Genomic DNA, 14,487 nt, shown 5'->3' with positions numbered 1-14,487 from the left:
TTACACCATGAGTATCTTCACCGAAGCCCAGGCCAAGGCCATCCTCGACAAGGTCATCGCCCTGTCCAAGGCCGACGAATGCACCGCCGTGCTGGCCGGCGCGATCAGCGGCAACATCCGTTTCGCGCTGAACAATGTCTCCACCAGCGGCATCGTCGACAACACCGAGCTGGCGGTCACCGTCGCCTTCGGCAAGCGCGTGGGTACCGCCTCGATCAACGAGTTCGACGATGCCGCGCTGGAACGCGTGGTACGCCGCGCCGAAGACCTGGCGCGCCTGGCGCCGGAGAACCCGGAGTTCATGCCGGCCATCGGCAAGCAGAGCTATCGCGCCAGCCCGACCTTCAGCGAATCCACCGCTGCGATCGATCCAGCCTTCCGCGCCAAGGTCGCCGCCGATTCGATCGCCCCGTGCCGTGGCCACGGCCTGATCGCCGCCGGCTTCCTCGAAGACGGCCAGGGCTTCCAGGCCACCGCCAACAGCAACGGCAACTTCGCCTACCAGCGCACCACCAACTTCGATTACACCTGCACCGTGCGTACCGAAGATGGCCGCGGTTCGGGCTGGGTCGGCCGCAACCTGAAGGATGCCGCCGACTTCAAGGCCGACCAGGACATCCGCATCGCCATGCGCAAGGCCACCGAATCGGCCGAAGCCAAAGCGCTGGAGCCGGGCAAGTACACGGTGATCCTGGAACCGGCCGCGGCCGCGGGCCTGATCAGCTTCATGATGAACTTCTTCAGCGCACGCTCGGCCGATGAAGGCCGCAGCTTCCTGTCGAAGAAAGGCGGTGGCAACAAACTGGGCGAGCAGGTCTACGACCCGCGCGTGACCATGATTGCCGATCCGTGGCATCCGGACGCACCGGTGCTGCCGTGGGACGGCGAAGGCATGCCACGCGAGCGCATGGCCATCATCGAGAACGGCAAGATCGCCAACCTGGACTACTCGCGCTTCTGGGCGCAGAAGCAGGGCAAGACCGCCAAGGCAACGCCGGGCAACCTGCTGATGAGCGGTGGCGACAAGAGCACCGCCGAGCTGGTGCGCGGCACCCAGAAGGGCATCCTGGTCACCCGTACCTGGTACATCCGCATGGTCGATCCGCAGACCGTGCTGCTGACCGGCCTCACCCGCGACGGCACCTTCTACATCGAGAACGGCCAGATCAAGCACCCGGTGAAGAACTTCCGCTTCAACGAATCGCCGGTGATCATGCTCAACAACATCGAAGAGCTGGGCAAGCCGGTGCGCGTGGCCGGTGACGAATCCAGCTACGTGATGATGATCCCGCCGATGAAGCTGCGCGATTTCACCTTCACCTCGCTGTCCGACGCGGTCTGATGGATCGCCGGGCCTGCCTGCGCTGGTTGGCCGCTGCCGCTTCGGCGGCGGCGCTGCCGGCCTTGGCGCAGTCAGGCCCGCGCAGTTCGCGCTACGACTTCTGGTTCACCCGCCTGCAGTACGACTCCGGCGATTGGGACGTGGACGCGCGCATGCCGTCCAACCTGATCACCTCGCTGATCGACTACACCTCGCTGCGCGTGGACCCGCAGGAACACGTGGTGGCGCTGGCCGACCCGCGCATGCTGGAAGCGCCGTTCTGCTACCTGGCCGGGCACACGCTGGTGGAGTTCAACGCCGCCGAGCGGCAGAACTTCGTGCGCTATGTGCGCAATGGCGGCTTCGTCTTCGTCGACGACTGCAACCACGATATCGACGGCCTGTTCGCCACCTCGTTCGAGGCACAGATGGGTCGCCTGTTTGGTCCCAAGGCACTGCAGAAGCTGCCCAACAGCCACCCGCTGTACCGCAGCTTCTTCCGCTTCCCCGATGGCCCGCCCGCCACCAGCTTCGAACTCAACGGCTGGGGCGACGACCTGGTGCACGACTATCTGAAGGGCATCGAGGTCGATGGCCGCCTGGGCCTGCTCTACAGCAACAAGGACTACGGCTGCGAGTGGGACTACGACTGGCGCAACAAGCGCTTCCTGGCCGAAGACAACACCCGCTTCGGCGTCAACATCGTGATGTACGCGTTGAACAATTGATAGGACCTGCACGCCCATGACCACCGCTGACCTCGACTCCCTGCTGCCGCGCCTGCACGATCTGCGCGCTGCGCTCGCACGCGCGGTGGTGGGCCAGAACACCGTGGTCGAACAGCTGCTGATCGGCCTGCTGGCCGGCGGACACTGCCTGCTGGAAGGTGCGCCCGGGCTCGGCAAGACCCTGCTGGTGCGCTCGCTGGGGCAGGCGCTGGAACTGCAGTTCCGGCGCGTGCAGTTCACCCCGGACCTGATGCCCAGCGACATCCTCGGCACCGAGCTGCTGGAGGAAGACCACGGCACCGGCCATCGCCACTTCCGTTTCCAGCAGGGCCCGATCTTCACCCACCTGCTGCTGGCCGACGAACTCAACCGCACCCCGCCCAAGACCCAGGCCGCGCTGCTGGAAGCGATGCAGGAACGCACGGTCAGCTACGCCGGCACCACGTATGCACTGCCTGCACCGTTCTTCGTGCTGGCCACGCAGAACCCGATCGAGCAGGCCGGCACCTACCCGCTGCCGGAAGCACAGCTGGATCGTTTCCTGCTGCACGTGCTGGTGGATTACCCCAGCGAAGACGAGGAACGGCAGATCCTGGAACAGACCACCGGCGGTGCCACCGACGCTGTGCCGAAGGTGATGGATGCCGAAGCGGTGATCGCGCTGCAGGCCGCAGTACGCCAGGTGCATGTCAGCCCTGATGTGCTGGCCTGGATCACCCGCCTGGTGCGCGCCAGCCGCCCAGGCGAAGGCGCACCCGCGGCGATCAACCAGTGGGTGAAGTGGGGTGCGGGCCCGCGCGCCGGGCAGTCGCTGGTGCTGGCGGCGAAGGCACGCGCACTGCTGCAGGGCCGCTTCGCCGCCACCCGCGAGGATGTGCAGGCACTGGCCGCACCGGTGATGCGCCATCGCCTGCTGCTGTCGTTCGCCGCCGAGGCCGAGCAGAAGCGTGCCGACGACGTGGTCGCCGCCCTGCTGCAGGCCGTGCCGTTCCCGGGTTGAGCCACGCGTGAACGCAGGTGCCCCGCTGACGTTGCCACCGGAACTGCGTGCGCGCCTGCGCCTGCTGCGGTTGCGGCCGCGCCTGGCCAGTGGCGCAAGCGGCATCGGCCAGCACGCCAGCCGCAGCCGCGGTGCCGGCCTCGAATTCGCCCAGTACCGGGCCTACGAGCCGGGCGACGAACTGCGCCAGATCGACTGGAAGCTGTACGCCCGCTCGGATCGCTTCTTCGTGCGCGAATCCGAACGCGAAAGCCCGATCACGGTCTGGCTGCTGCTCGATGCCACCGCCTCCGCCGGCCAGGCCGATCGCGCGGTACCGCAGCGCACGCGCCTGGATCATATGCGCGGCGTGGCCGCGTGCGTGGTGGAGCTGGCCCTGCAGCAGGGCGACCGTTTCGGCCTGCTGGCGATCAATGGCGATGGACTGCAGCTGGTGCCCGCAGCGAACGGCGCACGCCAGCGTGATCGCGTGCATCTGCAACTTAATGCGCTGCAGGCGCGCGGTGGCTGGCCTGCGGCCGATCGCCTGCGCCCGCTGTGGGAGCGCGTGCGTCCGGGCGACCTGCTGCTGGCAGTTGGCGACGGCTTCGACGAAGCCTGCATCGCGCTGCTGGAACAACTGGCCAGCGCGCGCCGCGAAGTGGCCCTGCTGCAGATCCTGACTGCCGACGAACGCGACTTCCCGTTCGATGCCGGCCACCGCTTCCGCGATCCGGAAACCGGCGAGGAACTGCTGGGCGATGGCGCGGCGATCCGCGCCGACTACCTGCAACGCTTCGCCGTCGCACGTACCGCATTGCAGTCGCGGCTGCAGGCCAGCGGGATTGCCAGCGCAGCCGGCTGGCTCGACCAGCCGCTGGACCAGCCGCTGCAGGCGCTGTTCGGCCGTGGGGGCGATGCATGACCCTGCTGTTCCCGCTGGGGCTGGCAGCGCTGGCCGCGTGGCTGCTGCCGCTGCTGATTCACCTCGCCCGCCGCCATCCGTATACGCCGCTGGATTTTGCCGCGCTGCGCTGGCTGCGCGCGCAGATCCGGCCGCGCCAGCGCATCCGCTTCGATGACTGGCCGTTGCTGCTGGTGCGCCTGCTGTTGCTGGCCGCGCTGGCCTTGTTGCTGGCACGGCCTGCGTTGACCGGTCCCGCTCCGACCCCCAGTGCGTGGACGGTGGTGGCCCCAGGACTGGATGCCACGGCGCTGCGTGGCACGGCCAAGGATGGCAACTGGCATTGGCTGGCACCCGGCTTCCCGGCCATTGATCAGGCGCCCGCCGCAGCCAGCGCATCCCTGCCCAGCCTGCTGCGCGAACTGGACACGCAGCTGCCCGTTGGCACCGCATTGACCGTGCACGTTCCCGATCCCCTGCCCGGCCTGGATGGCGCCCGCCTGCAGCTGTCGCGTGAGGTGCAATGGCACACGCAGCCGATGCCGGTCACTGCGCAACCGCGTGCCGCAACGTCGCCGCGCCTGCGCGTGCACAGCGATGCTTCGGCCGCTGCCCAGCACTGGTTGAATGCACTGCAGCGCGCATGGGGCGTGCAGGCGCCGCTCGCTCCTCTGGTGGCGGATGCCCTGCCCGAACGCGGCGAGGTCGGCGTATGGAGCCGCAACGACGCACTGCCGGCGAACTGGCAGGCCTGGCTGCGCGACGGCGGCAGTGTGCTGATCGCCGCCAAGCCCGCCACGGAAGCCCAGGTCCTGCTGCGCAGCGCCGAAGGCGTGCCGCTGTTGTGGCAGCAACGTGTCGGCCTTGGCCGCCTGCTGTTACTACCGGGTGATTGGGATGCCGCCAGCAACACCGCGCTGCGCGATCCACAGCTGCCGCGTTCCCTGCTGCTGGCCCTGCAGCCGCCGCCGTCGCCACGCGTGGGCGATGCACAGGACCAGGCGCCGCGCCAGATTGCACTGCCCGCCGCAGCGTCGCCGGTGCGTGAGCCCACGGCGTGGCTTCTGCTGGCAATCGTGCTGTTGTTCGCACTGGAACGCTGGATGGCCAGCAGCGCGCGGCGCAGGGCGATCGCATGAAGACGCTGCAGCATGCCTGGCAACGTGCGCGTCGTCGCCGCGCCGCCATCACCCTGCTGCTGGGCCTGCCGTGGGCGCTGGCTGCGACGGCGCTCGCACTGCGGCTGTCCGGTTTCGATATCGCCTGCGTGGTCGCCACGGTCAGCCTGCTCGCCTGCGCGGCCTTCGCCACTGCAAGTGCCCGCCAGCTGGACCGCCAGTGGCTGCAGCGCCAACTCGATGGCAGCGGTACGAGCGAAGACAGCGCCGATCTGCTGTTCGCCGACGCCACCACGCTCAATCCGCTGCAGCAGCGCCAGCGTGTGCATGTGCTGGCCACGCTTGAACGCGCGATGCCGGAGCTGCGTCCGCGTTGGCCGCACCTGGCGGTGATGCTGTGCTGGATCGGTGGCTTGGCCGTTGCCCTGCTCGCGTTCGGCTGGCCGCGTTCGAACCCAGACCCGGCAGCCGTTCATTCCGCCACGACCGGCAGCACGGCGTCCGCAGGCCCGCTGCAACTGCAGTCCAGTCGCCTGCGCATCGACGCACCGGCTTACACCGGGCAAGCCACGCTGACGCAGAGCACGCTGGATGCAAAGGTCGCCGCCGACAGCCGGCTGTCGTGGTCGTTGCGCTTCGACCACGCACCGGCCAAGGCATGGCTGCAGTTCCACGATGGTCGACGGCTGCCGCTGAGCGAGCGCGATGGGCAGTGGCAGGCACAGGATGTGGCGCGCACGCCGGTGCTGTACCGCGTGGTGAGCGAACCGGCGCTGGCCGAAACCCGCCTGTACCGGCTGGATGTTGTGGCCGACCGCGCGCCCAGCGTGCGCGTGCTGGAGCCGGCCGCCAGCCTGGTGCTGGGCACGCCCGGGCAACGGCAATGGGCGCTGCGCTTCGAGGCCAGCGACGATTACGGTGTCGCGGCGCAGGCAACGCTGTCGATCACCACCACCCAGGGCAGCGGTGAGAACATCACCTTCGTGAAGCGCAGCGTCACGCTTGCCGGCAGCGGCGAAGCCACCGCGCGGCGTTTCGCCCATACCCTTGATCTTGCTGCGCTGGGCGCACAGCCCGGCAACGATGTCATCGCCCAGCTGGAAGTGCGCGACAACCATGCGCCCACGCCGCAGACCGGACGCAGCAGCAGCGTGATCCTGCGCCTGCCCAGCGCCGAAGTCGCACTCGGTGCAGAGCTGGAAGGCCGCATCAAGAAGACCCTGCCGGCCTACTTCCGCAGCCAGAGGCAGATCATCATTGATGCCGAAGCGCTGATCCGGCAGCGCCGCACTCTCGCCGCCGAGGACTTCGTGAAGCGCAGCGATGCGATCGGCGTCGACCAGCGCATCCTGCGCCTGCGCTACGGCCAGTTCCTGGGTGAGGAAAGCGAAGGTGCGCCGAAGCCACCGCCGACCAGCGACCTGCCCACCAGCGATACGCCCGCCGCAGACGACCACGATCACGACGACGATCACGACCATGGCGCCGAGGCCGGAGCGCACGATGAGCATGGCCACGATCACGGCGGCAAGGCGTCCAATGCCGATACGCCACCGGTGTTCGGCAGCGCCACCGACGTGCTCTCGGAATACGGACACACCCATGACCACGCCGAGGCGGCCACCCTGCTCGATCCGCAGACCCGCGCCACGTTGAAGGCCGCGCTGGACCAGATGTGGTCGGCCGAAGGCGAGCTGCGCCAGGGCCGTCCGGAGCAGGCATTGCCCTTCGCCTACAAGGCATTGGGCTTCATCAAGCGGGTGCAGCAGGCCGAACGCATCTATCTGGCACGTGTCGGACCGGAGCTGCCACCGATCGATGAAGGCCGCCGCCTCGGCGGTGACCGTGCCGGGCTGGCCAGTCGTGAACTGCCGCTGGCCGCCCGCACCCCGCCCGATCCGGCCATCGTCGAAGCCTGGCAGCGTCTCGGCGACGACACCGGCGCGCCGGATCTGGATGCGCTCGCGACCTGGCAGCAGCGCAACGCGGCCTACCTGCCCGATGCACTCGATCTGGCTGCGGCCATCGAGCAGCTGCGCATCGAGCCCGGTTGCCAAGACTGTCGCCAGCGCCTGCGCGCACAGTTGTGGCGGGCGCTGCAGCGTCCGCTGCCGCAGGCGATGCGGCGCAGTGCCGCCGATGCGATGGGCCAGCGCTACCTCGACGCGCTGGAGGCGCAGCCATGAACGCCTCCGCTGTGAACCTGTGGATTGCGCTGGCACTCGCCCTGATCGTGGTCATCGCCAGCGTGCGCCAGCTGCGTGGAAACACCGCGCACCCTGGCCGCCGGTGGATCGTGATCGCACTGCAGATCATCGTCGCCGCGCTGCTGTATTTCTGCCTGGTACCGCCCACCCGCCAGCAACCCGCAGGCGGGCTGGTCGTGCTGGGAACCGATGCCGGCAAGGCCGGCGCGCTCCCGGCCAGCGAAGGCCCGCTGTTGCTTTTGCCCGAAGCTGCCGATGTTCCCGGCGCACAGCGCGTTCCCGACCTGGCCACCGCGCTGCGCCAGCATCCGGCGTCCACACTGACACTGGTCGGTGCGGGCCTGACCGCACGTGACCGTGACGCGCTGCTGCCACCGGATGTACGTTGGCAGGCCGCACCGGAGCCGCGCGGCTGGATCGCACTGCAACCACCGGCCGATGTCGCTCCCGGTGCTCGTTTTGACGTCCAGGCACAGGCGCGTGGCGCGGCCAAAGCGAAAGCAGAGCTGCTTGACCCCGCCGACAGCGTGGTTGATCGCACGGACGTTGCCGAGGACGGGCGCGTGAAGCTCAGCGGCATCGCCCGCGCCGAGGGCCGCAGCGTGTTCCAGCTGCGCCTGCTCGATGCCGACGGCCATGTGGTGGACAGCGTACCGGTACCGCAGCAGACCCTGCCGGCCGCACCGCTGCGCCTGCTGGTGCGCGCCAGTGCGCCGGGTCCAGAGCTGAAGTACCTGCGGCGTTGGGCGGCCGATGCCGGCATCCGTGTGCAGGTGCAGGCGGATACTGGGGCCGGACTCAGCGTCGGTGATGGCGCGGTGTCGATCGATGCAGCATCGCTCACGCACAGCGATCTGCTGCTGCTGGACGAGCGCAGCCTGGCCGCATTGAGTGCCGGCCAGCTGGCCGCCGTGCGGCAGGCGTTGCGCGAGGGACTGGGCGTGCTGGTACGCGGTGCGGGCGCACCTTCGGCCAGCGCGCGCCAGCGCCTCCGCGATCTGGGCCTGCCAGTGCAAGGCGATGGCAGCAGCCACGCCCTCGAACTTCCCGGCGACGGCGACAGCGCGGTCCTCGCCGCACGACGTGGCCCGCTCGCCGCGGGTACGCTGCCGACCGGCTACGGCGAAGAGGCTGACCGCAGCTCGCACAATGCTCCCCTGCCTGCGCTGGAAGCACTCGCGCTGCAGGCACCGGGCAGCACCGCCCTGCTGCAGGCTGGCACGGGCAAGGCTGTCGGTGGCTGGCGCGCTGCCGGCAAGGGCCGCATCGGCCTGCTGCCGCTGACCGACAGCTGGCGCTGGGTACTGGCCGGGCGCGACGACCGCCACGGCGAACTGTGGAGCGGCGTGGTGGCCACGCTGGCACGTGCACAGGGCAGCGCTGATGCGCTGTGGTCACCGCAACCGATCGGCTGGGCAGGCGAACGACAGACGCTGTGCGGTGTGCAGGCGCCGCTGCAGGTCTTCAACAGGCGTGGCGACGATGTACCCCTGATCGTCGATGGCGCGACGTCGGCGCTGCGCTGCGCTGGCTGGTGGCCCCGCGAACCGGGCTGGCAGCGCCTGCAGCACGGCGACATCGTTGTCTGGCGCTATGTGTTCGATCCGAAGGATGCACCGACGCTGCATCGGCAGGCGATGATCGATGCGACCACGCGTGCACTGGCTGCCAGCACGCCGGCAGACGCGTCAGTGATGCAACCCGTGGCAGGCCCACGCTGGCCGTGGTGGCTGGCGTTCGTGTTGTGCGCATCGCTGCTGTGGTGGCTGGAACGGCGACGCTGAAGCCGGGGATTGATCCCGGGGTCGGATCCCTCCGATTGCCCTGGTAGATGCCAACCTTGGTTGGCGCCTTTCCGCGGGGTCAACGCGAACCGGCGCGCCGGTACACGCCGTTGAAGCGCACGTTCATGCCACCGCATTCGCTGTTGTCGGCCACGATCAGCACCTCCCCCAGCGAATGCACGCGCACCTTGCAGGTGTCCTCTACAAACTCGACATCGGCACCACGCGGCGCCGCGCGCGCTTCCACCTGGCCCATGTTCGGCCCGTAGGGACGCTGCTCCGGCGTGGGGTTGGCGGAGGGCCAGTAGGCGTCACCCTCCACATGCAGCTGCCCGCCCTGCACGGTGATGCGCAGGCCGTTGTCGCCGTCCTTCCAGTGGCCCGCCCAATCCTGCAGCGACGGCACGACCACCGGCAACGCCTGCAGCTTGCTGCGGTCCACCCAGCCAGCACTGCCACCCACCTTGTTCGGGAAGAACGCGCAGCGGTAGCGGCCAAGATCACGCCCGGTCACCACGGTATCGCCATTGACCACATAGCTGCGCTGTCGGCAGGCCGGTTCGCCCTTCGCTGGGCAGCCGTCCATGTCGCCAAGCAGGTACAGACGGGGCGCATCGACCACCCGCGCCAGAGCGAACCGGCTCTGTTCAGAGGGAAACGCGCCATTGCGGCAGGCGCCATCATCGGCGATGCCATCGGCGAAGGCGGACGCCGGCAGCAATGCGGCCAGCAGGCAGATCGAACGCAGGAACATGGCAGCACTAGCGGTGGGGAGCCGGCAGGATATACCGGCCTACTTCACCGGCGGTGCATCGCCGGCATCCTGCTCCTGGGAGAACCGCAGCGCACGCTGCTGCTGTTCGGCACTGAGCTCCGGCGGTGGCCGCGCCACGGCGGCCTGGATCTGCGCCGGTCCGCCGGTGAGTTTGTTGATCCCCTTGGCCGCCGCCATCACACCCTTGACCACGCCCATCATGATGTAGCCACCGCCCATGCTGACCTGCTCCGGCGACGGCGGTTCGCTCCAGTCGCGACTGAAGCGGTTGTCGCCGAACTTCACCGGGTTCTTGAAACGGTACAGATCCAGCGGCTCGTCTTCGGGCTTGAGCGCACGCACTTCGCCAAGGGTGGTGACGTTGTCCTGCGGCAGGGTGGTGGAGATCGGCGCGGTGGTTGCCGCCGGCGCATCTGCAGGAGGTTCGGGCGCTGGGTTGGGCACCGCTACCGGCGTGGCCTGCTGCGCCTGCGCGATACCGGCCAGCAGCATGCTGGCCAGGACGGCTCCCTGCGTTCCACGTCGTGCCACAGCCATCCACCCTGTTGGTTGCGTCCAGCACCCAAGGATACGGATGCCGGCTTCAGATTTCGTTGCTGCACTGGCAGCTGTTCAGCCAGGGGAGATGCGGCGACGCCACGGGACGCGAGCACTGAACGGTTCATGCCCTTGGTGTGCGGTGTCTCACATCCTGAGACGTGAGTGTGGTGCCATGTGACCCCTCGCAATCCGTCCCGGCTCCACTTTCCATGGCTTACGAACTCGCCAAGCGCACCGCCGATGCCGAGCAGAAGCTCGCCACCCGCGATGGCCTGCCCGCCCGCGACGGCGCACTGCTCAGCGCGCGCCTGCAGCGCCGCTACCAGGACCGCATCACCGGCAGCTTTGCCATTCCCGGCCGCGAAGGCCGCTATGCGCCCATTCCCGATTCGGTTCCGCCGGCCCTGGCTGCCGCCCTGAAGGCGCGTGGCATCGAACAGCTCTACAGCCACCAGGCCGAGGCCTGGAACGCCAGCCAGCGCGGCGAGCACGTGGCCATCGTCACCCCCACCGCCAGCGGCAAGTCGCTGTGCTACACCCTGCCGGTGGTCAGCGCGGCGATGCAGGACAAGGCCAAGGCGCTGTACCTGTTCCCGACCAAGGCACTGGCCCAGGACCAGGTGGCCGAGCTGCTGGAACTCAACCGCGCCGGCGATCTGGGCGTAAAGGCCTTCACCTTCGATGGCGACACTCCCGGCGATGCGCGCCAGGCCATCCGCCTGCACGGCGACATCGTGGTGTCCAACCCGGACATGCTGCACCAGGCGATCCTGCCGCATCACACCAAGTGGGCGCAGTTCTTCGAGAACCTGCGCTACATCGTCATCGACGAAGTGCACACCTATCGTGGCGTGTTCGGCAGCCACGTCACCAACGTGCTGCGCCGGCTCAAGCGCATCTGCGCGTTCTACGGCGTGCAACCGCAGTTCATCCTGTGCTCGGCCACCATCGGCAACCCGCAGGCGCATGCCGAGGCGCTGATCGAGGCACCGGTCACCGCCATCACCGAATCCGGCGCGCCCAGCGGGCCCAAGCAGGTGCTGCTGTGGAACCCGCCGGTGATCAACCCGGACCTGGGCCTGCGTGCCTCGGCGCGCTCGCAGAGCAACCGCATCGCGCGCATCGCGATCAAGTCCGGGCTGAAGACCCTGGTGTTCGCGCAGACCCGGTTGATGGTCGAGGTGCTGACCAAGTACCTGAAGGACATCTTCGACCACGACCCGCGCAAGCCGCCACGCATCCGCGCCTACCGCGGTGGCTACCTGCCCACCGAACGCCGCGAGACCGAGCGTGCGATGCGCGCGGGCAACATCGACGGCATCGTCAGCACCTCGGCGCTGGAGCTGGGCGTGGATATCGGCAGCCTGGACGTGGTCATCCTCAACGGCTACCCCGGCAGCGTGGCCGCCACCTGGCAGCGCTTCGGCCGTGCCGGCCGCCGTCAGCAGCCGGCGCTGGGGGTGATGGTGGCCAGTTCGCAGCCGCTGGACCAGTACGTGGTGCGGCATCCGGACTTCTTCGCCGAGGCCTCGCCCGAACACGCGCGTATTGCGCCGGACCAGCCGTTGATCCTGTTCGACCACATCCGCTGCGCGGCGTTCGAGCTGCCGTTCCGGGTCGGCGATGGCTTCGGCCCGATCGACCCGGAAGTGTTCCTGGAAGCGCTGGCAGAGACAGAAGTGATCCACCGCGAGGGCGAACGCTGGGAATGGATCGCCGACAGTTACCCGGCCAACGCGGTCAGCCTGCGTGCGGTGGCCGATGGCAACTTCGTGGTGGTCGATCGCAGCGATGGCCGCCAGCAGATCATCGCCGAGGTCGACTATTCCGCTGCCGCACTCACCCTGTATGAAGGTGCCATCCACATGGTGCAGTCCACGCCCTACCAGGTGGAGACGCTCGACTGGGACGGCCGCAAGGCCTATGTCACCCGCACGCATGTGGATTACTACACCGACAGCATCGACTTCACCAAGCTCAAGGTGCTGGACCGCTTCGACGGCGGCGTGGCCGGGCGTGGCGATTCGCACCATGGCGAGGTGCACGTGGTGCGCCGCGTGGCCGGCTACAAGAAGATCCGCTACTACACCCACGAGAACATCGGCTACGGCCCGGTGAACCTGCCCGACCAGGAACTGCATACCACTGCGGTGTGGTGGCAGCTGCCGCAGGCACTGTTGCTGCGCGCCTTCGCCAGCAAGCAGGATGCGCTGGATGGCTTCCTCGGCGCCGCCTATGCGCTGCACATCGTCGCCACCGTGGCGGTGATGGCCGATGCGCGCGACCTGCAGAAGTCGGTGGGCAACGGCGATGGTTCCTGGTTCGCGATTGCCGACCAGAGCGGCCGCGGCCAGCTGCGCGGCAGCGAGGGTGATCCCGGTGTGGTGGAGCTGCTGCAGGAGTTCGTGCCCACCGTGTACCTGTACGACAACTTCCCCGGCGGCGTCGGCCTCAGCGAGCCGCTGTGGCAGCGCCAGGCCGAGCTGGTGCAGCGCGCGCGCGAACTGGTGCAGCGCTGCGACTGCAAGGCCGGCTGCCCGGCCTGCGTGGGCCCGGTGCTGGCCGCGCAGGAAGAAGATGAGACCTCGCCGCGAGCGCTGGCGCTGCGCGTGCTGGACCTGTTCGATGCCGAGGCCTGCCAGCACGTGCCCGACGTGGTGGTGACCACGCGCGATCCGATGGAGCTGCTGGCCCCGTGAGCCTGAGCCTGGACAAGCTGCGCCTGCTGCGGAAGCAGGCCGGTGACCCGAAGGCAGTCACGCCGGCTGCGCCCGAGCCGCCGCCCGCAGCACCTGCGGCACCGGTTGCCGCCAACGAAGCGCGGCAACCACCGGCCGAGCGTTCGGTGTTCGCCTGGGTCGAACAGGAAATCCGCCACAAGCCGACCGGCGCTGCGGCCTCCACACCGGTACCCGCACCGCTGCGTCGGCCGGAAGTGGGCAGCCTGCATCGCCTGCTCGGCCTGCGTTCGCGGGGTGGAGCCGCGCCGGCACGCGCCAGCGCGCAGGATCGCCAGCTGCCCGGCGAGGAAATCGCACCGGGCCTGTTCCTGATCGAGTCGCTGCAGCCACAGCCGATTCCGTCGCAGCCGCTGTCGCTGGATTTCGCCCGCCGCGAAGGCGAACACGTATCCCCGCTCGACCTGCTGTTCTTCGATACCGAAACCACCGGCCTGGCCGGCGGCACCGGCACCCGCGCCTTCATGATCGGGGCCGCCGACTGGCATGTGTGCCCGCAACGCGGCGAAGGCCTGCGCATCCGCCAGCTGCTGATGGCGACGATGGCCGCCGAGTACGCGATGCTGGCCACCTTCGCCCGCTGGCTGCAGCCGTCCACCGTGTTCTGCAGCTACAACGGCCGCAGCTACGATGCGCCGCTGCTGAAGGCGCGCTACCGGCTGGCCCGCCAGCGCTGCCCGATCAGCGCGTTGGATCACGTCGACCTGCTCTATCCCACCCGCCGCCGCTATCGCGGCACGTGGGAGAACTGCAAGCTGTCCACCATCGAACGCCAGCTGCTGCGCGTAGTGCGCGAGGACGACCTGCCCGGTTCTGAAGCGCCGGGCGCATGGCTGCGCTTCCTGCGCGGCGGCGACGCGGTGAACCTGCGCCGGGTGGCCGACCACAACCACCAGGACGTGGTGACCCTGGCCCTGCTGCTGCAGCGGCTGGTACGGGAAGAACAACGTGAGCGCGAAACCCTGGCGCTGGTCGGGCAGTAGGCGTTGACGCAGCCTGACGGTGGCAGCGGTGACACTGCCGCCACCATCCACGCCTGGAGCCCGACGATGCGCCTCAACCCTCTGGTCCTGCTCGCCATCCTGCCCTTGGCCGCCTGCAGTCACGCCGGCAGCAGCACCACCCACGATCCCGCGCCGGCACCCGTGGCCGATGCTGCGCACGAATGCAGGCCGGAGGCGCTGGAGGCCTTCACCGGCAAGACCGCCGACGAAGCCACGATCAAGAAACTGGTGGCTGACAGCGGCGCGCGCGGTGCACGGGTAGTCAAACCCGGCATGGCGGTGACCATGGACTTCCGCCAGGACCGCGTGACCGTGCAGGTGGATGCGCAGAACCGCATCGAGCGCGCCAGCTGCGGTTGATCGCCTCAGGGTAGTGCCGGCCGCTGGCC

12 protein-coding genes are annotated in these 14,487 nt (G+C 68.8%); 10 read left to right on the top strand and 2 right to left on the bottom strand.

The annotated features are described in order from the left end of the window. Positions 1-7 precede the first annotated feature (7 nt). From ACZK3J_RS00420 to ACZK3J_RS00390, 7 genes are read left to right on the top strand one after another with little or no spacing between them, the layout of a single operon-like run. Entirely contained in the window at positions 8-1,342 is a 1,335-nt protein-coding gene (locus tag ACZK3J_RS00420) for a TldD/PmbA family protein (RefSeq protein ID WP_019336350.1), read from the top strand. Next, entirely contained in the window at positions 1,342-2,049 is a 708-nt protein-coding gene (locus ACZK3J_RS00415; protein ID WP_032128709.1) for a DUF4159 domain-containing protein, read from the top strand. Before ACZK3J_RS00420 ends, ACZK3J_RS00415 begins: the two co-directional genes overlap by 1 nt. A gap of 16 nt (positions 2,050-2,065) precedes the next feature. Then, positions 2,066-3,049 carry an AAA family ATPase gene (locus tag ACZK3J_RS00410; protein ID WP_049461571.1) on the top strand — a complete coding sequence of 328 codons (984 nt, stop codon included), beginning with the start codon at positions 2,066-2,068 and terminating at the stop codon, positions 3,047-3,049. A gap of 7 nt (positions 3,050-3,056) precedes the next feature. After that, a complete protein-coding gene (locus tag ACZK3J_RS00405) occupies positions 3,057-3,953 on the top strand; it encodes a DUF58 domain-containing protein (protein ID WP_478476277.1) in 897 nt (298 codons plus the stop codon). Further along, the gene (locus ACZK3J_RS00400; RefSeq protein WP_049461569.1) at positions 3,950-5,071 is read left to right on the top strand and encodes a BatA domain-containing protein; all 1,122 of its coding nucleotides are present in this window, start codon (positions 3,950-3,952) and stop codon (positions 5,069-5,071) included. Before ACZK3J_RS00405 ends, ACZK3J_RS00400 begins: the two co-directional genes overlap by 4 nt. Further along, the gene (locus tag ACZK3J_RS00395; protein ID WP_478476276.1) at positions 5,068-7,236 is read left to right on the top strand and encodes a hypothetical protein; all 2,169 of its coding nucleotides are present in this window, start codon (positions 5,068-5,070) and stop codon (positions 7,234-7,236) included. Before ACZK3J_RS00400 ends, ACZK3J_RS00395 begins: the two co-directional genes overlap by 4 nt. Beyond that, positions 7,233-9,041, top strand: coding sequence for a hypothetical protein (locus ACZK3J_RS00390; RefSeq protein ID WP_478476275.1), 1,809 nt, complete (start codon positions 7,233-7,235; stop codon positions 9,039-9,041). Before ACZK3J_RS00395 ends, ACZK3J_RS00390 begins: the two co-directional genes overlap by 4 nt. Before the next feature lie 79 nt (positions 9,042-9,120). Here the strand turns inward: ACZK3J_RS00390 and ACZK3J_RS00385 are convergent, their stop codons facing one another. Beyond that, positions 9,121-9,795, bottom strand: a complete 675-nt coding sequence (locus ACZK3J_RS00385) for a hypothetical protein (RefSeq protein WP_049398582.1) — start codon at positions 9,793-9,795, stop codon at positions 9,121-9,123. Positions 9,796-9,834: 39 nt separating this feature from the next. After that, the gene (locus ACZK3J_RS00380) at positions 9,835-10,353 is read right to left on the bottom strand and encodes a hypothetical protein (protein ID WP_049461565.1); all 519 of its coding nucleotides are present in this window, start codon (positions 10,351-10,353) and stop codon (positions 9,835-9,837) included. 212 nt (positions 10,354-10,565) lie between these two features. Between ACZK3J_RS00380 and ACZK3J_RS00375 the strand changes: the two genes are divergently transcribed. From ACZK3J_RS00375 to ACZK3J_RS00365, 3 genes are all read left to right on the top strand, one after another. Further along, positions 10,566-13,055 carry a DEAD/DEAH box helicase gene (locus tag ACZK3J_RS00375; protein ID WP_478476274.1) on the top strand — a complete coding sequence of 830 codons (2,490 nt, stop codon included), beginning with the start codon at positions 10,566-10,568 and terminating at the stop codon, positions 13,053-13,055. Continuing rightward, positions 13,052-14,077 carry a ribonuclease H-like domain-containing protein gene (locus ACZK3J_RS00370; RefSeq protein ID WP_478476273.1) on the top strand — a complete coding sequence of 342 codons (1,026 nt, stop codon included), beginning with the start codon at positions 13,052-13,054 and terminating at the stop codon, positions 14,075-14,077. The genes ACZK3J_RS00375 and ACZK3J_RS00370 overlap by 4 nt, the downstream gene beginning before the upstream one ends. A 66-nt stretch (positions 14,078-14,143) precedes the next feature. After that, positions 14,144-14,458 (top strand): I78 family peptidase inhibitor, encoded by a 315-nt coding sequence (locus tag ACZK3J_RS00365; RefSeq protein WP_049461562.1) that lies wholly within the window; start codon positions 14,144-14,146, stop codon positions 14,456-14,458. Positions 14,459-14,487: the final 29 nt, after the last annotated feature.

It is taken from the genome of Stenotrophomonas sp. 86428_Sma, from assembly GCF_056481585.1.
The sequence above is the reverse complement of the archived record's forward strand: the minus strand, read 5'-3'. Positions and strand labels throughout refer to the sequence as shown.